The 20,726-nt window shown below is 38.0% G+C and carries 20 protein-coding genes and 1 other annotated feature; of the genes, 1 reads left to right on the top strand and 19 read right to left on the bottom strand.

Annotated features, from left to right (window positions below):
• Positions 1-67 precede the first annotated feature (67 nt).
• Positions 68-868, bottom strand: a complete 801-nt coding sequence (locus KI363_RS04785) for an RDD family protein (protein WP_212965645.1) — start codon at positions 866-868, stop codon at positions 68-70.
• Positions 869-979: 111 nt separating this feature from the next.
• Here KI363_RS04785 and KI363_RS04780 point away from each other — a divergent pair, with 111 nt between their 5' ends.
• Complete coding sequence (locus KI363_RS04780) at positions 980-1,960, top strand: stage II sporulation protein M (RefSeq protein WP_212965644.1); 981 nt, start codon at positions 980-982, stop codon at positions 1,958-1,960.
• On the opposite strand, the gene KI363_RS04775 is transcribed toward KI363_RS04780, so the two are convergent.
• The 18 genes from KI363_RS04775 to KI363_RS04690 form a co-directional block, all read right to left on the bottom strand.
• The gene (locus KI363_RS04775; RefSeq protein ID WP_212965643.1) at positions 1,938-3,296 is read right to left on the bottom strand and encodes a DUF58 domain-containing protein; all 1,359 of its coding nucleotides are present in this window, start codon (positions 3,294-3,296) and stop codon (positions 1,938-1,940) included. The two genes, KI363_RS04780 and KI363_RS04775, sit on opposite strands and share 23 nt — an antisense overlap.
• Positions 3,247-4,176, bottom strand: coding sequence for an AAA family ATPase (locus KI363_RS04770; protein ID WP_158321836.1), 930 nt, complete (start codon positions 4,174-4,176; stop codon positions 3,247-3,249). The genes KI363_RS04775 and KI363_RS04770 overlap by 50 nt, the downstream gene beginning before the upstream one ends.
• On the bottom strand, positions 4,173-5,312 hold the full coding sequence (locus KI363_RS04765) for a DUF4350 domain-containing protein (RefSeq protein WP_212965642.1): 1,140 nt from the start codon (positions 5,310-5,312) through the stop codon (positions 4,173-4,175). Before KI363_RS04765 ends, KI363_RS04770 begins: the two co-directional genes overlap by 4 nt.
• Positions 5,313-5,333: 21 nt before the next feature.
• Positions 5,334-5,975: a DUF4129 domain-containing protein gene (locus KI363_RS04760; protein ID WP_212965641.1), complete on the bottom strand. Its 642-nt coding sequence runs from the start codon at positions 5,973-5,975 to the stop codon at positions 5,334-5,336.
• Between the two features lie 29 nt (positions 5,976-6,004).
• Entirely contained in the window at positions 6,005-6,907 is a 903-nt protein-coding gene (locus KI363_RS04755; protein ID WP_158321839.1) for a hypothetical protein, read from the bottom strand.
• A gap of 358 nt (positions 6,908-7,265) precedes the next feature.
• Positions 7,266-8,177: a UDP-N-acetylmuramate dehydrogenase gene (murB, locus tag KI363_RS04750; RefSeq protein WP_246516760.1), complete on the bottom strand. Its 912-nt coding sequence runs from the start codon at positions 8,175-8,177 to the stop codon at positions 7,266-7,268.
• Positions 8,178-8,352: 175 nt separating this feature from the next.
• The gene (gene argS / locus KI363_RS04745; RefSeq protein WP_212965640.1) at positions 8,353-10,047 is read right to left on the bottom strand and encodes an arginine--tRNA ligase; all 1,695 of its coding nucleotides are present in this window, start codon (positions 10,045-10,047) and stop codon (positions 8,353-8,355) included.
• Positions 10,048-10,095: 48 nt separating this feature from the next.
• Positions 10,096-10,304: a binding site (T-box leader), on the bottom strand.
• Positions 10,305-10,367: 63 nt separating this feature from the next.
• Positions 10,368-10,916, bottom strand: coding sequence for a G/U mismatch-specific DNA glycosylase (mug, locus tag KI363_RS04740; RefSeq protein WP_246516753.1), 549 nt, complete (start codon positions 10,914-10,916; stop codon positions 10,368-10,370).
• A complete protein-coding gene (locus KI363_RS04735; RefSeq protein ID WP_158321842.1) occupies positions 10,886-11,737 on the bottom strand; it encodes a dimethylarginine dimethylaminohydrolase family protein in 852 nt (283 codons plus the stop codon). Before KI363_RS04735 ends, mug begins: the two co-directional genes overlap by 31 nt.
• A 150-nt stretch (positions 11,738-11,887) precedes the next feature.
• Positions 11,888-12,958: a branched-chain amino acid aminotransferase gene (locus tag KI363_RS04730; RefSeq protein ID WP_212965639.1), complete on the bottom strand. Its 1,071-nt coding sequence runs from the start codon at positions 12,956-12,958 to the stop codon at positions 11,888-11,890.
• 19 nt (positions 12,959-12,977) lie between these two features.
• Entirely contained in the window at positions 12,978-14,225 is a 1,248-nt protein-coding gene (locus tag KI363_RS04725; protein ID WP_158321844.1) for a glutamate-5-semialdehyde dehydrogenase, read from the bottom strand.
• 20 nt (positions 14,226-14,245) lie between these two features.
• Positions 14,246-15,337 carry a glutamate 5-kinase gene (gene proB / locus KI363_RS04720; RefSeq protein WP_212965638.1) on the bottom strand — a complete coding sequence of 364 codons (1,092 nt, stop codon included), beginning with the start codon at positions 15,335-15,337 and terminating at the stop codon, positions 14,246-14,248.
• A 354-nt stretch (positions 15,338-15,691) separates the two neighbouring features.
• Entirely contained in the window at positions 15,692-15,976 is a 285-nt protein-coding gene (locus KI363_RS04715; protein WP_212965637.1) for a DUF6509 family protein, read from the bottom strand.
• A 15-nt stretch (positions 15,977-15,991) separates the two neighbouring features.
• Positions 15,992-16,597: a DedA family protein gene (locus tag KI363_RS04710; protein ID WP_212965636.1), complete on the bottom strand. Its 606-nt coding sequence runs from the start codon at positions 16,595-16,597 to the stop codon at positions 15,992-15,994.
• Positions 16,598-17,067: 470 nt separating this feature from the next.
• The gene (locus tag KI363_RS04705) at positions 17,068-17,496 is read right to left on the bottom strand and encodes a cell wall hydrolase (protein WP_158321848.1); all 429 of its coding nucleotides are present in this window, start codon (positions 17,494-17,496) and stop codon (positions 17,068-17,070) included.
• Positions 17,497-17,898: 402 nt separating this feature from the next.
• The gene (locus KI363_RS04700) at positions 17,899-18,933 is read right to left on the bottom strand and encodes a hypothetical protein (RefSeq protein ID WP_212965635.1); all 1,035 of its coding nucleotides are present in this window, start codon (positions 18,931-18,933) and stop codon (positions 17,899-17,901) included.
• Between the two features lie 135 nt (positions 18,934-19,068).
• Complete coding sequence (locus tag KI363_RS04695) at positions 19,069-19,920, bottom strand: oxidoreductase (RefSeq protein ID WP_212965634.1); 852 nt, start codon at positions 19,918-19,920, stop codon at positions 19,069-19,071.
• The gene (locus tag KI363_RS04690) at positions 19,920-20,675 is read right to left on the bottom strand and encodes an exodeoxyribonuclease III (protein WP_212965633.1); all 756 of its coding nucleotides are present in this window, start codon (positions 20,673-20,675) and stop codon (positions 19,920-19,922) included. The genes KI363_RS04695 and KI363_RS04690 overlap by 1 nt, the downstream gene beginning before the upstream one ends.
• Between the last annotated feature and the right edge of the window lie 51 nt (positions 20,676-20,726).

Below are 20,726 nucleotides of genomic sequence, written 5' to 3'. Positions count from 1 at the left end.
ACAGCGCCTGAGTGTATAAAAGAAAAGAATGTCTTCTAATCTCAGACATCCTTTCCGCTCAGAAAAACTATATTTCATATTCCCATTCGTCTTTTAAATGTAAGTAAACGATTAGGAGCATATTTTCCGATTCTTGACTATCTTTATGTTCCCATTCTAATCCTAATTTAGGAAAGATGATTTGTGCTACTTGATCTGTCAATTCTATACGATCCTTTACATCTAATTGTTTAAAGCGATTCGCATACGTTCGGATTAAATTCCAATCCTGCATGTCAATGGATTTTAAATTCCAAGTATCTAAGGACAGACTTTCTTTTGTTAGACCTCTATCATGAATTTCTCTTTCAATGCTCGATTGCTTCTTTTTAGATGGAGCATTTTCATCATAAACCACAATCGTTCCCGCTAACAAATCCCCTAATCGTTTCTTTTTCGGATGGAAGAAAATCATTAACAGCCCAACTAAATAATAAGGTAACGAATCAATGATTAACAATAGATTACGAATGAAACTCGCTAGAAAGGTAATGCTTTGGCCATTTTCTTGAATGACTCTAATTCCCATGATCTTCTTTCCGATTGTTTTACCACCCCAAAAGAATTCAAGGATCACAAAATAACCGTAGTTGAGGAGAAACAATCCAATTATCATGAAGACAAATAGATAAGATATCGCGTCTTCCATAAATGGAATTTCTGAAACGGCAAATACTAAAAGAAAGCTCACGAGTAAAATGATCACCATAGCAATCGATAAAATCACGTTATCAATAATGAAAGCAACCGTTCTAGAACCTAATCCTGCTAGCTGAAATTGCAGGGAAATATATTCGGGAGTCTTCACTCCTACTTTTTCTTTATCCAATGGTATCCCCCCAAAGACTTATTTTTGTTAAAGTGTTTCTATTTATCTAAAACATTATTATAATTATAAGCATTGATTCGATTTACTAAGGAATTGGCAGGTGAAAAAATAATGAATATCAAACAGTTTACTCAGCAACATCGTGAAGACTGGAAACAACTTGAGGATTTATCCAGAATGATTGGCAAAAGCAAAAGAAATGTGACAGCAAAATCAATGAAGCAATTTTACCGATTATATCAAAAAGCTTCACAGAATCTCTCCTATAGTCAAACAAATTTTCCTAATGAAAAGTTAACAGGCTATCTGAATGAGTTAGTCTCTAGAGCCCATAATGTATTATATAAAGATCAAACGACAAGTATGGGGCAGTTTCGCCACTTTTTCACAACTACTTTTATAGGCCTATTATTAGAACAATGGAAAGCGATACTCGTAGCCATGGGTTTATTTGTATTAGGGATGCTAGGAAGCTTTTTCACCGTTATATCTGATCCGCTTCATCTCTATACAATTCTGCCTAATGATATCGCACAATCGGTTGACCCTACCCAATTAGGGAGCAATGACGGAATGGTTGATTCACCGACCATGTCAGCTGCCATTATGACAAATAATATTCAAGTGGCTTTTCTCGCTTTTGCAGGTGGGATTACTTTAGGTATATTAACAGTCTATGTAATGGTCTATAACGGTATTATTGTTGGCGCACTTGCGGGTCTTTTTTGGGCACATGGAAAGTCCTACGATTTCTGGGCCTATATTGTTCCCCATGGCATGATCGAATTAACCGCCATTTTCATTGCTGGAGGAGCCGGTTTATTAATGGGCTTTAAGCTTTTTGTACCAGGCCAATTTTCTAGAGGCTTTCAATTAAAAAAGCAAGCAATTCGCTCTATACAATTAATCATTGGGACGATTCCTTTATTTATTATCGCCGGAGTGATAGAGGGATTTATCACCCCAGCTGCGATTTCTTTGGAAGCCAAGTATTTTGTCGCTTTCCTTACGATCATTGGCTTAATTCTATATGTTGTGATCGGCAAACAATTATTAAATCGCCGCCATGCTATAAAAGGTGTCGATTCATAATATCGATATAGTGGGAAACGGCCGCTGTTGCTAGGTATTCCCCTTGGGCCTCCATCATTTGGAGGCCTTGACTTTCCCATTTGTTTTTTTCCCTTTGAATAAAAAGAATTTCCTGTTGCGCAATACTTTTTTCCATTGCCAAATCGGCGTATGTTGGCTGCATTCTCGCCTTTTCTACTAATTGTTGATCTTCTATTCCGATCATAAAAAATAAATGGCGTCTGCGGAGTCGCTTTAGATACATTAAAGCTGATTCTTCATGTAAAAACGTGCGAATATCGCTAAATAATAGAATGAGACTACGTTTTTTCTGCATCGTATCTAAGAAAGAGAACACAGTTCCGTAGTTCGATTCAAAAGCATCGACATGCAGATCGTAAATGGCATGAAGGATTGTTTGGAGATGGTCCATTCCTTTTGCTGGTGGGATGTATTTTTTTACACTCTTTGAAAACGCAAGGACAGAAACATAATCGCCCTTTTTTAAAGCGGCCGCTGCTACAGTTAAAGATGCTTCCAGTGTTTTTTCCAGCTTATTCCCCGTCTCCAACTCGGCTCCCATAATCCTGCCACAATCAAGCAAAATCGTAATATATTTCCCATGTTCTGGCTCATATTCATTTGTCATCAACTCATTAAGTTTAGCTGTTTGTCGCCAATTGATTTTCCGTGGATCATCGCCTACAACGTAATTTCGGATCTGTGCAAAATCCCCCATCCCACTTTGATACTTTCTAATTTTTTCGCCATCGTATAATAAAAACTTTTGTGCATCTTCTAAAAAAGCTCTTGTCTCAGTTAAATCAGGTATCACTTTTATAGTCTTTTCTAAATCGACGAGCATTTGCTTTTCCCATAATCCCCAGGTACTCCGATAGCGGAAATATAAATGTTTCAGCTCATATTTTCCTCTCACACTTGCTTTCGTTTCGTATGCAACCTGGCTAACACTTCCCCTTTCAACCTTTCCTCGTACAGGGAAAGGACGTTGAAAGGATAAGGGTAAGCCGTCAACAAAGGAGTATGTAAAAGCATAATTCGAGCTGTTCTTTATTTCAATCATCATCTCGTATGGTAATCCTCGCTCTAATTCTTCTTGGATGATACGCTGAAATTGAATTTGCTTCCGTTTAGGTGTAAAAAAGAGATCGATAAAACTAAATAAAAGGATAAGTGTATTGATCCCAAAGACAAATGTCCAAGAAATCCCCCAAAAACTAAATAATAATAACACAACACTTAATATTCCATAGACAAAAAGTAATCGTTTCGATGGTAAAATCCCTTTATCTTGGAACAGGAACCGACCCCACCAGCTCTTGGATGACTTGATCAATGGACGCTCCCTCCAATTCTATCTGTGGAGATAACTGTACTCGATGCCGTAAAGATGGCTTTGCTACCATTTTTACATCATCGGGAGTAACATAATCCCTACCCTCCAAATAAGCCCATGCCTTGCTTGCTTTTCCTATGGAAATAGCCGCTCTCGTACTTGCTCCAAAACGAATGGATTCAACCTCTCTTGTTTTGCGGACAATTTTCATAATATAATCGAGCACACCGTCTCCCAATGTAACCTGTTCAATTTCTTTTCTAATCTCCAAAAAGGAATCTAGTTGCATGACGGCGTCCACTGCTGTTTTTAATGGTGTAGGTTCAATCATTTGTTGAAGGACAGCTTTTTCTTCCTCAAAGGAAGGGAACTCAATATAAAGCTTAAATAAGAAACGATCTTGTTGGGCTTCAGGTAAAGGATAGGTTCCTTCAAATTCAATTGGATTCTGTGTCGCCACTACGAAAAACACCTCTGGCAATGAATACGTTTCTCCTTGAATGGTTACTTGCTTTTCCTCCATCGCTTCTAATAAAGCGGCTTGTGTTTTCGCCGGTGTTCGATTGATCTCATCTGCAAGGAGAATATTGGTAAAAATGGGACCACGGATTGTCTCAAATTGCCCTTCTTGCATATTGTAAATACTGCTTCCTGTTATATCACTTGGCAATAAGTCTGGTGTAAATTGAATTCGATTAAAACGACCATTTAGCAGTTCCGCTAATGTTCGAACTGTTTTCGTTTTTCCTGTTCCTGGAACACCTTCCAAAAGTACGTGGCCATCTGTAAGTATGGCAGATAGTAATAGTCGTAAATTGGTTGTTTGCCCTAATATTTTTTCTTCGTATTTTTCTAGTAAGGATGCTAATTCTGGTTTCATCCTTCCTCCACCTCTTTCCTTAAGCGATCAATATTCTTTGACCAATATACATATTCTTGCTTACTCATATCCTTTTTTGTTAATGCGTTTGTTAATTTTTTTATAAACGTTGCGAGGTCTGTATCAGGTATGTTTATATCCCTACGTAACAGGTCATCTAAAATATCTGGCCAATCTTTTGTAGAAGAAATTCCCCAACGTTCTTTCATTAATGTTCTGACATACTCCGCCTGTGTGTGCAAACTGTCGTGGTATAATTTCCCTTTTAAATACCAAGATGATAGTGCTTTGAGTCTTTCATCACTAAAACGAACAGATTCTTCTCTCGGAATGAAGATCGGGCCAAATCTTTTACCTGTATTCCATAACCATAATAAAGTAAGGAATGCAGCTTGAATCATGAACAAAATAAACCATTTAGGATAGGTATTTACAGTTGTGAGCGGAGATTGGCTTCCATGTAAGTACTCATCAAATAATATTTCGCTCGGCGCAATATCGTTTAACAATGAAGTGATGATCGGAATATGGTCAGCAGTCAGTATTTCTTTATTAGCTAGCCATTTCGGTGAATTCACGACATACAGTTGTCCATTGCCATAGGAGTGCTTTAGGCCTAATGGTCCTTCTTCATCGTGAAGGAGAATTTGATCACCCTCTTTGGTTATTAGTCGCAAGGGACTAGTAAGGAGTGCCTGAAGCTCCCGACCGTTTTGATCCACAACAGTTTCGACTTCATCTAAATTGTTCACACTTGTTGGCTCAGTCGTAAGTCCAAAAAAATCATCAGGAGTCTCCGAGATTAACAGAATTGTATTCCCTGCTTCCATATAGGCTTGATATTCTTGCATCTCCTTACTATCCGGCATAATAAATGGTTCAATGATGATGAGTAATTGATTGTGATCTGTCATTGGTAGTTGTTCTGAAGAATAATGAAATCTTTTGACCGAATCAAACTCTTGATCTAAATATGTATAAAATGCCTTCACTCCAGTTGGAGAAGGTGACTGGGAAACGAAGTTAGGATATTCTTTTTGATTAGGTGTATAAAAGAGATAGCTTAGGATGATAAAAATAATGAGCAAAACAGTCATCCATATCCATATTCGTTTATGACTGGATTGTGGCTGCAATTCGTATTTTCCCCCTTTCTCTTATCCTTCTGAAGAGTGATGTTTTTCTTCTAATCCTGCTATGATGTCTTTCTTATAATTTTCGTATTCTGCTGCTTCGATTTGCTGTTCACCATACGTCACTTTATCGAAGAAACGAGCTAAAGTGTAAAACTTTTGCGCCCATGCTGGATGAGTCCTTTTTAATTCTGCATAATATTCCCAATTGGTTTTCCACACTTTTGCTTCAAGCCAACCACATTGATTAAAATATAGGAGTAGAGCCAGGAATAGATGGCGTGTAGCCTTCGTATATTCCTTCATTTCTTCTAGTCTTTTTACTTCAGCTATGTGACTTTGATAAGACCATTCCATTTCAGACAATTTCTGTAATGGTGGTTGATTTCTAAACTTTGTTTTTCTTACACCATAACGGATGATCAATATTACGGCTAATGCTAGTAGTAGAATGACGACCACAATAAGAACTATAAGCAATATGCTCGCTGATGTGTCCACCATTTTCATAGAAGGGAACAGCTTTTCAAGCTGTTCCATCAACCAGTGTTTTGCCTTAGACCACCAAATTTGCAATGTATTTTGCGATTCTTTGTTGTACACTTGATATTCTTTGGTATTCAATATTTTTTCTAGATCTTGTCTCGCTTTATCTGGATCCAACATATTTCCATCACCTAACCTATTCAGGTCCGTTATGGACGAACATTATATTCACTAATTAAATCTTTTAAATCTTCTGCTTCAAATCGCAATTTTAAATCATAATACATAACAGAATATCCAACAGCAAAAATCATACTTGTAAATAAAGTGACAACCCCGGAAACTAAAGTAACAAACACACTATTCCCAAGTAATATCATTAATGAAAATTCAACTGAATAAATAATACTGGAAATAATAAGGAAAAAAACTAGATACAATCCCAATAGTACCCATGCGCGACTTTTTGTCATTTTCCAAGATTTGGAGAAACCTAGAGGTTCTTCCCCAAGAATGACGGGACCAAAATAAAAACTCCATCTTGTCAAGAAATAGCCTACCCCAATCATCGTTCCCAGCACCATTAGAATGGCAAGAATTACACCTATGACAGGATGAATGAGTCCACCAATTACTCCGACGATGCCAATGAAAAACATCGGAACAAAGAAAGATCCAAAAGAAATCAACCCAAACAAGAAACTGCTTGCTAGTAAATAGCCGTAGCGTGGGAAAACCTCCTTCATCACTTGCCCCAATGTGAATGTTTCGTTTTTGCGGATATGATTGATCATCAACATAATCGATCCTAATGCAAGTGGGTATAAAAATATACCTAGGAAACTGACAAGACTAATACCAAGATCAGCTATGACATTAGCAGGAGTATCCTCAAAACTCATAATGGTTTGTTCGAACCAAAACTCCCCTTCTCCACTCCCTTTAAAAAAGGCAGCACCAGACAACAATTTAATAAAGGCTTGCACTAAAAAAATAGGTCCCATAAAGATTAAGAAAACGGTGAAAAATGGTGCAAAGTTATTTTTTCCTAAACTAAATGAATGATCTAAAATCCTTCCAAATCCCTTTGGGCTGTTAAATTTTGTATCCAATGAATATCCTCCCCGTTACACGAAATGAAATAATCATAAGGCCTATTTTATCATTAATCGCAGATAAGAAGGGAATCGTTTCTCATTTTAGGATAAAATTCCTGTTTAGGCATTTTTAGTTCCATATATTTGCAGTTATCTAGGACTAACCTCATTTGAATGATTTATTATATGACGTATGCTTAGTAAATATGGTGATAAAAAAAGATGTTGCTGGTGTAATAACCAACAACAGTCTTCAGTTGGCCTGCAGGACGCAGGTGATAAAGGCGTGGCGATTGTTATCGCGAATTTAGCCTTATATAATAAATTCTTCGTAATCCTTCTCAATGCTGGGTTATGTTCTACTTAAAAATAATTACTCATCACCGATAATTTTAACTTCCGTTTCTAGATCTACTCCAAATTTATCTTTCACTGTTTTTTGTACATGCCGAATAAGCTGAATATAATCGGATGACGTTGCATGATCAACATTGACAATAAAGCCTGCATGTTTCGTAGACACTTCAGCTCCACCAATTCTAGTTCCTTGTAAGCCGCTGTCTTGAATTAATTTTCCTGCATAATGATTAGGTGGACGTTTAAATACACTTCCACATGAAGGATATTCTAATGGTTGTTTAGATTCACGTAAAAATGTATTTTCATCCATTTTTGCTTTAATGGCTGTTGGATTTCCTTTTACTAATTTGAATTTCGCGTCAACGATAATATATTTTTTCTTAGCGAACACACTATTTCTATAGGCAAAATCAAATTGATCTCGTCCTAGTGTTAAGATTTCACCTGAAGGAGTAATTACGGTGGAATGGGTCAGTACTTCTGAAATTTCTCCACCATAGGCACCAGCATTCATAATCAAAGCTCCCCCAACTGTTCCTGGAATCCCACACGCAAACTCAAGACCAGATAATTGAGAATCGAGAGCTGCTCTTGACACATCAATAATGCTTGCGCCACTACCACAATAAATCTCTTCGTCCTTGACGCTAATTTTGTTAAACTTCTCTAGACTTATGACAATGCCACGAATTCCTGAATCTCTTATAATCACATTTGTCCCTTTTCCCAGAATCGTCAAAGGGATTTCATGTTGAGCCGCATATTGGACAATCACTTGTAATTCTTCAATTTCACTAGGTATCGCAAAAATATCACTATTACCGCCCGTTTTAATAAAGGTATGTCTTGATAATGGTTCCGATTGTAAAAACTCAACATGTGGTAATTTTTTTTGTAAATCTTTCATTATGTTCACAATTTCCATCATATTATTCTGCCTCTTATAAATTATTTGCGAAAATCTAAACTCCGCTCGCAACGGTTCAAAAAACATTATACTAAAAAAAGCGAGATGAATGCAGTATAAAAATAATGGGCTAACCATAATTAATATATTCATTCATCTCCATTCCGTTCAAAATCTGCGTTTTATCTAGGCATTACATTTGTTTAGGTGCCTGTATTCCTAATAATCTAAGTCCTTCTTCTAGCACGATCGTCGTGGCCTTGACAAGGGCCAATCGGGTTGTTAGACAATGATCGTTATGCAAGATTTTAATATGGGCATAATATTTATTAAAATCTTGGGAGAGTTGGATTAGATATTTTGAAATTTCGGATGGTTCATGTTGCTGAAAACTCTTTTCGATGACTGAAGGAAATAGCATAAGTTGTTTGACAATCATCCAGCTTTCTTCTTCTATTTTTCCCGTTAAATCCTTTGTGAGATCCAATTGACCTGCTTTTCTCAAGATTGAACATGCTCTTGCATGTGTATATTGCACATAAGGGCCTGTATTCCCTTCGAACTTTAACATATCCCCAAGAGAAAACTCAATATTATTTTGTTTTTCGTGTTTTAAATCATGAAAAATAATCGCCCCAACGCCTACCATTTTAGCTACTTCTTCTTTCATCGTTAAATTCGGGTTTTTTTCTTCAATATTCTTTTGGGCGAGTTGAATCGCTTCTTCAATCACTTTTTCCAATAATACAACTTTGCCTTTTCTCGTGGACATTTTTTTCCCATCCTTTAAAATAAACCCAAATGGGATATGAGAGATGTTTTTTGCCCAAGGGTAATTCATTTTTTCTAAGACATGGATTACTTGTTGAAAATGCAGACTTTGTTCTTGACCCACTACATAAAAAGCCTTGTCGAAATGGTAATGATGATAACGATAAATCGCAGCCGTTAAATCCCTTGTTGCATATAAAGTGGCACCATCTGATTTCTGGATTAAGCAAGGTGGTAGATTGAATTCTTTTAGATTGACAATTTGGGCACCATCTGACTGTTCAAGTAACTTAAGGTCGATCAGCTTTTTTACCGTTTCGTTCATTTTATCATTGTAGAAGGCTTCCCCATGGTAAGAATCAAAACGGACACTTAATAAATCATAAATTTTAGTAAATTCCTGAAGGGATTCTTCACGAAACCATAACCACAGTTGATATGCTTCCTCATCCCCATCCTCTAATTTCTTAAACCACATTCTTGCCTCCTCTTCCAACCGTGCATCCTTCTCAGCCTCTGCATGAAATCTGACGTATAATGCTAATAATTCCTTGATCGGATTCTGTTTCACCTGCTGCTCATTTCCCCATAACTTATAAGCTACCATTAATTTTCCGAACTGCGTCCCCCAATCACCGAGATGGTTAATACGGATCGTTTTATAGCCACACTTTTCGGCAATATGAGCTAACGAATTTCCTATTACGGTTGATCTTAAGTGCCCCATCGAAAATGGCTTAGCAATATTAGGAGAGGAAAAATCAACCACCACATTTTTGCCATTCCCGAAGCTCCATGAGCCATAATTTTTTCCATTTTGAATAATTTGTTCTAAAACATACTTCACAACCGTTTCCTTATGGAGGAAAGCATTCACATAAGGACCTACAGCTACAATTTTACTAAACAAGGAATCCGTTAATTTCTCAGATAATCCTTTTGCTATTTCTTGTGGAGGTTTCCGCCATTTTTTGGCGAGTACAAAACACGGAAAAGCCAAATCACCTTGTTTTTCATGCTTGGGAATTTCTATTAGTTTTTCTATATCTTCATACGATAAAGCATCATCAACTTCCCCTGTAATTCTTTTCGCATACTGTTTAATAACATGTAGCATCACCACTTCACCCTTCCATTTTTAAAATAAAAAAATCTCGCCTCTAAAATGAGAGACGAGATGAATCGCGGTACCACTCTTATTGTTCATATTGAACCTGCTTTTATGCTTTAACGGAAATTCTCCGGCTAAACCCTACTGTACTTTCAGGCTGCTCCTCAGAAGTGCGTTTCGTGAACAAACAGACTGCTAGGCTCACACCAACCCTAACTCGCTTAAGTCGTGTTGATCATTACTCTCTTCGTCAAAGGATTTCTCGATTGATTTTCGTCATTATAATCGATTGCTTACGAAAAAGCAACCTCTTTTTAGAATGCTTATCAAACAATCAGATCCCGTAATTGACTATAAATTTCCGTCATTTCTTCAAGGCTCATTCGCACAAGACCACTCGTTGATGGAGCCACAAAATCAATGACTCCGTGAATGGTTTGATCAGGTTGGCGCCCCCATTCTGCTTTTCTTTTACCGGAAAATTGTAGATAAACCCCTTTGCCTACGAAGCAGACTATTTTCGGTCGATAAAAACGGATTTTTTCTTCTAATACTTCTTTACCTTGCCGATATTCTTCCTTTGTAATTTCAGCCGCATTTCTCGTTGGCCTAGGAACTATATTCGTAAAGCCATATCCTTGTTCAAAAAGGGCGTCCCCCTCATTTGGAAAATATCGCCGCTCCGTAAGTCCTGCTTCAAATAAAACCTTCCAAAATTTATTCGTTGGATTCGCATAATGATGACCGGTTTCACTCGAACGAATACTCGGGTTAAAACCAACAAACAGCAGTTTTAACCCTTTTTTCAGATGATCTGGAACGGGTTTTGTGACATTATGTTTCTTTACCTCCTTAAAATCGGTAAGGTGCAGCACCGAAAAGATCCTCCTGATTTAATAATCTCGGATAAATCAATTTCCATAACGGTATACCCTTTATTTCTTAATTGTTGATTGACTTTTTGATTAACAGGTAAACTAAAAAGTCTTTTGTTTCCGATCGATAGTACATTTGTTCCAAGTGTGAATTGTTCATCTTCCGTGACCTCAATAAGGTTAAATTTTCCCTTTAATATTGCAAGCGTATCTTCATCAAACGCCCGAGGAAAAACCAAGGCTTCCTCCGCAGATAAAATATTAAAGACACAATCAAGATGTAAATACTTATCTTGAAACGGAATGGGAACGATGTGATATTCAGGAAGAGCTTTTTCTAAATAGTGAATGGCTCGTATGTTTGTACGGCTGCTGACACCTATATAAACAGTTGTACCGTCGACCATGACATCGCCGCCTTCAATCACCCCTTCTTGGATGTCCAAATAAGGCAGTTGGTGGAGAGATAACCTATCCTTTAATTCTATTTCTTCGCCTTGGCGTACACCTTTCGCCATTTGCGACACACAAACTTGGTGGCCAATGGTAAAACCAATATCCCTTGTAAAAACTTGTTCGGGATATTCTTTTTTAGGTGGTATGGTTAAAACCTCTACTCCACATTCACGTAATGATTTTATAAATTGATGATGTTGCTTTACAGCAAGATGATGATCGATTTGCTGGTCATCATAATGCTTTTGGGTTTCGTTAATAATTTCGCGGATCGCCATATATTTCGGTTCGCATAAAATCACCTTTGCTAAAAGCCCATATTCATTGTTGCAAAATACATTCTCTCGTTTATCTTTAAATATCATCGTTTATCTCCTTGTTGTTCTAATAATTTGATTTAAACAAAGATTAGAGGTGGTTGGCAACTAAAATGACAATGATGAGTAATATTGCAACACCTTGCTACAATGCAAAAAAGTAACTAATCAGCCTTTTGACTAGTTACTTTTTTAAAACTATTCTTCTACTTTCATCACCCAGTTTAATGGATCTGCTACTTTTCCAGTTTGGATGCCTGTTAAAGTATCATAAAGCTTTTTTGATAATTCTCCGGTTTTTCCATTATGAATGGTGAGTTTAAGATCATTCCAGAAAAGCTCTCCAATAGGTGAAATGACTGCTGCTGTACCAGTACCAAAGGCTTCTTCTAGTTTACCTTCTTTATAGGCTTGATAAACTTCCTCCATAGAAATTTTTCTTTCTACTACCGGCATTTCCCAGTACTTTAGTAATTCTATGACAGATTTTCTCGTAATCCCTTGCAAAATGCTCCCATTTACTGCTGGCGTGATAATTTCTCCGTCGATTTTAAAGAACACATTCATACTGCCTACTTCCTCAATATATTTGTGTTCTTTCCCATCTAACCATAGGACTTGTGAATAGCCTTCTTTTTCAGCCACCTCTTGCGCTTTCAAAGCACTTGCATAGTTACCCGCTGTTTTGGCACCTCCCGTTCCGCCCTTCACTGCACGCACATATTCGCTTTCCACCGCAATTTTAACGGGATTCATTCCCTCTTTGTAATAAGCACCGACTGGAGATAAAATAATCACAAATTGGTAGGTTGTCGATGGTGCGACACCTAAATACGGCTCAGTTGCAAAAACAAATGGACGAATATAAAGGGAAGTCCCTTCCTTCGTAGGGATCCAATCACGGTCAATGGAAATTAACTTTTTTAATGCCTCTAAAGCTAAATCTTCATCAATTTCCGGTATACATAGCCGCTGATTGGAGCGATTCATGCGTTTCATATTTTCATCCGGCCTAAACAGTAATACATCCTGATCTTTCGTGACATATGCTTTCAGGCCTTCGAAAACGGTTTGACCATAATGGAAAATAATGGCGGCAGGATCTAATACAATCGGTTGATAGGGGATAATTCTAGGGTCAAACCAGCCTTTTTCTTCCGAATAGTCCATTACAAACATATGATCAGTAAAATAACGACCGAAAGGCAGTTGTTCATCAATTGGTTTTTCTTTTTTATTTTTGCTTAATTGTACTTTAATTTCTTGCATATGGCGTTCTCCTTCTCGATTAATTTCGTATTTGTCCACTCCCATAAATGAAGAACTTACTTGAAGTAAGGGCTTCTAATCCCATGGGGCCTCGTGCATGCAATTTTTGCGTGCTAATTCCTATTTCCGCCCCGTACCCAAACTCGAATCCATCCGTAAATCGTGTAGAAGCATTATGATAGACAGCCGCGGCATCGACACTATTTAAAAATTGGGCAGCATGTTGATCATTTCTTGTTATAATGGACTCTGAATGTTGGGTTCCGTAATGATTGATATGCTGAATCGCTTCTTGAACAGTGGAGACGATTTTCATACTAATGGTTAAACCTAAATATTCTGTTGCCCAATCCTCTTCTGTTGCCACAAGAATATTATGACACTTCTTTCTAATCATTTCATCTCCGTAAATTTCCACATTCTTATCTTGAAATTCTTGAACAAGTTCTTTTCCGTATTTTTCAAACCATTTTTCATGAATTAGTAAAGTTTCGATTGTATTACATACAGAAGGCCGTTGGATTTTCGCATTTAAAGCAACATCCTTTGCCATTTCCCATTCGGCCGACTCGTCAATAAAAACATGACAGTTCCCTGCACCTGTCTCAATCACCGGAACGGTTGATTCTCGCATGACGGTTTCAATTAATTGTTTTCCACCCCTTGGTATAAGGACATCTAAATATTCATTTAAGCGAAATAATTCTTTCGCTGTTTCGCGGCTTGTATCTTCCAATAATTGGACCGACTCATGAGGTAATCGACTTTTTTTCAATGCGGTATGAATGACTTTTACAATCGCTGTGTTTGAATGTTTTGCAGAGGAACTCCCTCTTAGAACAACTGCATTCCCTGTTTTTAAAGCCAAGGTCGCCGCGTCAATCGTGACGTTTGGTCTCGCTTCATAGATCATGCCGATCACCCCGACTGGTACACGTTTCTTATATATATGCAATCCATTCTCTTTCTCTATTTCTTCTATTGTCTCTCCAATTGGATCCTTAAGATTGATTAAGAGTTCAATCGCCTGCGCCATTGCTTGAATACGATCTTCATTTAGCATGATTCGATCCAATATGGCAGGAGAGATTCCATTTTCCTTTCCAAACTGCAAATCTTTTTCATTAGCAGAAAGTATTTCTTGTTGTGATGCTTTTAACTCATCAGCAATCAGCTTTAAAGCTTGATTTTTTTCCGCTGTTGTCACATTGACTAAAGCATAGCTTGCTTGCTTTGCTGCTAAACCTTTCGCTCTTACTTCACTCATACATCTATACCCCTTCCCATTTAAATTTGTACCCAGCGATCGCGATGGATCACTTCCATGGTTGGTTTTATTTCCTTCTCAACTTGCCGCTTTTCAATCGTTCTTTTTAAATCATCTGATGAGTAACTTACTTCTCCTTTTCCTAATAAACCATGATTTCCGAAAACTTCCACTACATCTCCCTTTTGGAATGTACCTTGCACTTTAAACACCCCTGCAGGTAAAAGGCTTTTTCCATTATGAAGGATCGCATCTTCTGCGCCTTGATCCACATAAATTCGGCCTGATAATGCCGAATGGAGGGCAATCCATTGACGATTGGTATTAATGGAAGGAATGGATGGATTAGAAATATAGGTTCCATCTCCCTCACCTTGTAAAATCGTCATCAATTTATTAGCTCCGTTTCCTTGTCCGATAAAAACAGGGACGCCTAAAGAATGCGCTGTTTTTGCTGCTAGAAGCTTAGAATGCATACCTCCAGTTCCAACCTTTGATCCAATTTCATCTGCAGATGCTATTAGCTCATCAGGAATTTGCTCTAGGTAATCCAATCTTTTGGCATCTGGGTGTATGCGAGGATTGGCTGTATAGATTCCATTAATATCTGTTAGGATCATTAGTTGATCGACGTGGAGAAAACCACTGACAAGGGCAGATAACATATCGTTATCTCCAAAGGTCAATTCCTCAACTGAAACTGTGTCGTTTTCATTAATGATGGGTAAAATGCCTCTTTCCAGTAGTTCAGTCAGCGTCGCAAAGGCATTTCGATACCTCTCTCTATCCGTAAAATCTGATCTCGTTAATAAGATTTGTGCTGGAATAATATCAAATTCTTTAAACTTCTCAATATATAATTGGATTAAGCGACTTTGTCCAACAGCCGCCGCCGCTTGCTTACCTTTCAAAGTAACAGGGCGACTCGGATAGCCCAAACAAGCAAACCCAGCAGCGACAGCCCCAGAAGACACAAGGATTACTTCATGCTTTGCTTCTCGCAATGTAGCAATGGCATGAATATGGTCGGAAAATTTTTCCAGATCGATTTCTCCCTTGTCATTTGTTAGGGAACTACTCCCAATTTTCACTACAATACGTTGCTTTTTCATTTTAATCACCTGGTGTATGAAATAATATAAAAAAAGCTCACTCATCCTTAAAAATTAAGGACGAAAGAGCTTTATCTTCCGCGGTACCACCATAATTGGATGTCTTCATTGCATCCCACTTTTCCTATAACGCAAGGTTTGCGCTCATGTTTTGCATGAGACTCTAAAGGCAGGTTCAGCGGGTCGGTTGTGATGAAATTTTCCAGCATATCAATTTCACTCTCTTGCACTCCAAACACCGCATACTAATCCTTTTTCTTCGTTCGTCAATTTTCTAATATTATGACGAATTTATCCTAAAAAGTCAAGGGGAAAGAGACTTAAAAACAAGACCTCTTTCCCTTTTTCTGCTTTTTATTGCTGATAGTGTTTCCGACAAAATTCAAAGACCAGTTTCTCTTCATCCTCTTCAAGAGCAAAGTCTAAAATTGCATTTGAAGTTTTTTCCATAAATTCATAGTGTAGAATGCTTTGCGTCTGATCCACATCGGCAAAAATCACCCTAAGTACTAAGCCATTTTCAGTAAATAATTCATCATCTTCCGGTACTTCAATTTGAAGAAAGAATTCATAGCGAATTCCATCAAGGATCCCGGTTGGATCATGTAATTCCTCGACTGTATATCCGGTTATATTCATCGTTTATTCCTTCTCTCATGTCTGTCTCTTCTTAAAAAATAGGCCGATCCCAATTATTAATAATATAGCTAATCCAATATATACGAAATTTGAGTATACGTCCATTATCTCCACAATTTTTGTCCAAGATTCACCGACTGCTGCTCCAATACTAACTAAAAGTATATTCCACAGAAATGTTCCTAAAAGTGATAACAGAAAAAATGGCAAAAAATGCATGCGGGCCATCCCGGCTGGAATCGAAATTAAACTACGGATTAAAGGAATAAAGCGGCAGAAAAAAACGGTCCACGCTCCATGTGTCTGAAACCATTTCTCTGCCCTTTGGATATCTTCGCTCTTTAAACGGAGAAGATGCCCCCAACGTCCAACAATTTTTTCGATCTGATCAGCATTCACTAAATAACCTATCCCGTACAATATGACAGCTCCAAGTACAGACCCTAATGTAGCAAACCAGACGACACCCATGATTGTTAACTCGGAATTGGTCGTCATAAATCCACCGAAAGTGAGAATGACCTCAGAAGGAATTGGTGGGAAAATATTTTCAATCATAATTAAAAAGAGAATCCCGATATAACCGTAATTTTCCATAATATCGATAATCCAAGTATCCATTCAAACACTCCTATACTTTGAAAAAACTTGTCTATTTTATTTTACAGCAATCTGAATCATTTATCACCGGGAATTTATATGTATGAATGTGTAAAGTTGCCCTATTCATAAGCCGTTGGTACGGCAAAAGATCATAGGGTTGTAATTTCAATAAAATAAAAGCTTAACGATAACAGAAAGTTTGCTATGACATAATAAGCAATGGCATTCACCCCAATTTATTAGCCTGCCTCATATCATATTTCATTACAGCATCGACCAGAATCTTTTCGACAAAATTCGAAGTGTGCTGGACGTTGATTTACACCTGGTACTAAGAGCGAGAATGAGTTTTAGTACCTGGTACTAGGGATTGTTCGTTTTAAAGCACGTTATCAGATCTAACTTCGGGAAGGTTTTTTTAAAATATTATTTCGGTATAGTTTATAAATGCAAAAAAACAAGCATCTTATTAGATGCTTGATCAGGATTCAAAATGTTTTATACACGTTTTCACATTCTTCTCCAGTCGGTTCATAAAAACAATGCAATTTATAACGACCGACTATTGGTTGATCGTACCAAGTTGCTGGACAATTGCCTTCTGGTCTAAAATACCACAAACTAAATTTTGCCGGCCAAAGTCTTTCCCCATTGATCGATCGTCTTGCTAGTCTGCGTTCACTTTCTCTTGCCCGCTGATAAAAATAACCATGTGTGACGGCTTCGAAGGCATGGGGTTGATATACCATATCAGGGATTGTACGTAAGCCAGTAAAATCGGAGCAATTGGCTCGAATGCGATTGATTCCCACATTGCCAATCATCAACATTCCCTGTACTCCTTCTCCTTCACCTTCCGCTCTCAATAATCTTGCCAATAGATCAATATCTGCCGCACGCGCTTTTACAACGGCCATTCCGACACCTCCAAAAAGTTCTATATCCATATCATATTGGATGTGATCGCAATTGTTGCTTTTGCCTAAAGAGAATGTTCAAAAAGTCCGGTAAAAATGACACTGCGAATTTCTTCGTTGGCTTGTTTCTTCACTGCTCATGTATCAGGGGAATGATCTTCTACTAAAACCGCCCACGTCCTGTGGGCAACGTAGAAGTCAGTACATCCTGTACAAGTCCGCTCCTTGGAAAAGAAAACCACTTTTCCGCGTGCGATGCGGATTCAGGGAAGCTTTCCTTGTGCTCGAAACTGCGCCGCCTCGAACTTTCGCCGCACAGGATGTGCTAGTGTCGGCGTAGCTGACAGGACGTCAGCGCCTTTAGCCGACAGGTCCTTTTTATCCTCCTTTTTGAACACGTACCTAGAGAATTTTTTCCTGGTTAAAATAGCTGCGTGCTTTGTTTGCGATATCTTCAGGGGAATGATAACTTAATGGTTCTTGATGTAGAGCTTGAAAGTAATTGATATCGCTTATATCTAGTCCACCAATTGTAAAGCGAGGAATGATTCGGGCGTGTGGAGATTGCTTCCTTTTTGGATCGAGCGATAACTCGAAGAGGAGATTGAAGCTCGAAAATCCTTGCTCCTCTAAAACTTTAAAAATTACTTGCAATCCTCGTGCAAAATAACCCCAATCCTTCTCTGTAATATCCCAAAGCGATTTTCTGTTACGGAAGACAGTTAAAAAATCGTTATGTCCTTTTGGAGCATAGGAATGCATCCAAGCAATCTCTCCTGTTTCTCCTATCCATCTTTCGCCTGCCTTCTTCTCTACTTCACAAAGCACTTCCCAATAGTCCCGATCATTTTCCTGTTCAAATAAATGGGTAGCATCTTCAAGCTGACGTTGATAGTTCGTTGCTGATTCCGAGCCAATTACATGTAAATGGGGATGAAGAATACTGCCACCTGAGTGGGGTAAATAATTCCAATTTATGGAGGCATACTTCATCCGAGTATCTGTTTCAACAACCTTTTGAATATAGAGTTGAGCAGCCATAAAAGCATTTTTGATCATCCCAGCGGTGAATTCTGCTAACTTGACATAGTGTTGACTAGAGAACACGACAACTCCATTGTGCTTGCTATAAGGAAACAAGTTCGGAAACAGAATAGCCTCCCCTTGAACAATCCGTCCCCCCTTCGCAATGTTTTTTGGAAAGACGGGTGTCATCGTTAAGATGTTTTCAGGACAAAAGGGACAATTTTGCCCACCTGTCATTTTGGCGGCTTCCTCGTAATCAGGTGGTGTTAATGTTAGCCCTGGATTAAAGATAATTCGTGATGTTTCTCCAGTTAATGGATCAAAGCGAACCTCTGTTTTTCGCTCAATTTGATCTCCTTTTCCATCGTAAAAAGAAAACCATTCTTCTCTTTTGGTAAATTTTATTTCCACAACAATCTTCCCCCTTCACTCAATCAATTAAACAGGCTATAGAAACCCTAAGACATAGAAGCGAGAAAAACCCATATAAAAGTTTCGCTATGTATTAATATAGCAATTATTTTCAGTATTTTCCAACACCCCCCCCTATGGGCGAACATCCAGTTTGTTCACGACGATTTTTTCCCATAATTTCCAAGGTATGATTTGTTTAAGAAGGATGAGCATCTTCACACCTTTGCCAATGGGATAACGGAGCTTGTTTAAATTTCTTTTAGAACAAAGATCTGCAATCAGTAGTGCGACGGACCTTGGATTACCGTAGTTTTCCCTGCCTTTTTCCATTTCACGTTCAATGGCAGTCATCATCATCGCATAAGGGGAATCAGAGAGCATCGATTTCCGGGCGATTTTTTTCCCTTTTGTCCAGATATTTGTTTGGAAAGACCCGGGCTCAATAAGGGCAACATCAATGCCGAATGGCCTTACTTCTAATCTCAAACTCTCTGTCCATCCTTCCAAAGCATGTTTGGAAGCAACATAAGGAGATAATCCCGGAAATGCGATTTTTCCTGAAATGCTACTCAAATTAATAATTTTACCTCCTCCCTGATGTCGCATAAAAGGGAGAATAGCTTGTGTAACGGCAATGGTACCAAAAAAATTTGTTTCAAATTGTTCTCTGTATTCATGTAAACAGATTTCCTCAGCAAATCCTCCCAAAGCAAATCCCGCATTATTAATGAGAATGTCGATGGAAGGTAAATGAGAAAGCTGGGATGTAAGTTCCTGAATAGAAGTAGAATCTGTTACATCTAATGAAAAATATTCAATCGATCCATTTACACCTTCTTGTTTACATAATTTTATTATGATATCTTTGTTCTCGAGATTTCTCATTGTCGCAATGACATGAAAATTTCTTCTAGCTAGCTCGAGTGTTGTGAATAATCCAAAACCACTTGATGCCCCTGTAATCAGCACAGTTTTCTTATCCATTATTCCATCTCCAATATAATAGGACAATGATCACTGCCTAAAATATGACTATGAATATACGAATCTATGAGTCTTTCCTTCCATCTCTCAGATGTAAGAAAATAATCTATTCTCCAGCCAATATTTCTTTCTCGCACTTTGTTCATATAAGACCACCAGGTAAAAGCCCCTTCTCGGTCCGGATAAAAATAGCGGTACGTATCAATAAAGCCGTGATCAAGCAAATGAGTCATTTTCGCCCGCTCTTCTACAGTCACGCCAGAATTCCCTTGATTGGATTTTGCATTTTTTAAATCAATATCGCGATGGGCGACGTTCAAATCGCCACAATAGATAACAGGTTTGATCGCATCGAGATTTTGGAGATGGGCAAATAATTCATCTTCCCAGTCGAGACGGAAACTTAATCTTGCCAAATCTCTTTGCGCATTTGGTGTATATACGTTAACTAAATAAAATTCATCAAATTCTAATGTAATAACTCTACCTTCTGGCTCCTCATTGGCTTCGCCTAAGCCATATTGAACAGAGAGCGGTTTTTTCTTCGTGAACACAGCCGTTCCGGAATACCCTTTTCTCTTGGCATCATTCCAATACTGCTCATATCCGTCTAACTTTAATTCAATTTGCTCTTTATGACATTTCGTTTCTTGCAGGCAAAAAATATCGGCATCTACTTCATAAAAATAATCTAAAAATCCTTTGCGGACACAAGCTCTAATTCCGTTCACATTCCATGAAACAAGTTTTAACATCTATTTAACTCCTTTATACTTGAGGTAACTAGGGAGGAATATATACATTAT

This window comes from Lederbergia ruris, from assembly GCF_018332955.1.
In the GTDB taxonomy this organism is placed as follows: Bacteria; Bacillota; Bacilli; order Bacillales; family Bacillaceae_C; genus Lederbergia; species Lederbergia ruris.
The sequence above is the reverse complement of the archived record's forward strand: the minus strand, read 5'-3'. Positions and strand labels throughout refer to the sequence as shown.

Coding starts and splice junctions, on each gene's coding strand:
- KI363_RS04780 (WP_212965644.1), top strand. CDS start 980: ATGAATATCAAACAGTTTACTCAGCAACATCGTGAAGACTGGAAACAA.
- KI363_RS04770 (WP_158321836.1), bottom strand. CDS start 4,176: ATGAAACCAGAATTAGCATCCTTACTAGAAAAATACGAAGAAAAAATA.
- KI363_RS04760 (WP_212965641.1), bottom strand. CDS start 5,975: ATGTTGGATCCAGATAAAGCGAGACAAGATCTAGAAAAAATATTGAAT.
- murB (WP_246516760.1), bottom strand. CDS start 8,177: ATGGAAATTGTGAACATAATGAAAGATTTACAAAAAAAATTACCACAT.
- argS (WP_212965640.1), bottom strand. CDS start 10,047: ATGCTACATGTTATTAAACAGTATGCGAAAAGAATTACAGGGGAAGTT.
- KI363_RS04735 (WP_158321842.1), bottom strand. CDS start 11,737: ATGATATTTAAAGATAAACGAGAGAATGTATTTTGCAACAATGAATAT.
- KI363_RS04730 (WP_212965639.1), bottom strand. CDS start 12,958: ATGCAAGAAATTAAAGTACAATTAAGCAAAAATAAAAAAGAAAAACCA.
- KI363_RS04725 (WP_158321844.1), bottom strand. CDS start 14,225: ATGAGTGAAGTAAGAGCGAAAGGTTTAGCAGCAAAGCAAGCAAGCTAT.
- proB (WP_212965638.1), bottom strand. CDS start 15,337: ATGAAAAAGCAACGTATTGTAGTGAAAATTGGGAGTAGTTCCCTAACA.
- KI363_RS04715 (WP_212965637.1), bottom strand. CDS start 15,976: ATGAATATAACCGGATATACAGTCGAGGAATTACATGATCCAACCGGG.
- KI363_RS04710 (WP_212965636.1), bottom strand. CDS start 16,597: ATGGATACTTGGATTATCGATATTATGGAAAATTACGGTTATATCGGG.
- KI363_RS04705 (WP_158321848.1), bottom strand. CDS start 17,496: ATGGCCGTTGTAAAAGCGCGTGCGGCAGATATTGATCTATTGGCAAGA.
- KI363_RS04695 (WP_212965634.1), bottom strand. CDS start 19,920: ATGGATAAGAAAACTGTGCTGATTACAGGGGCATCAAGTGGTTTTGGA.
- KI363_RS04690 (WP_212965633.1), bottom strand. CDS start 20,675: ATGTTAAAACTTGTTTCATGGAATGTGAACGGAATTAGAGCTTGTGTC.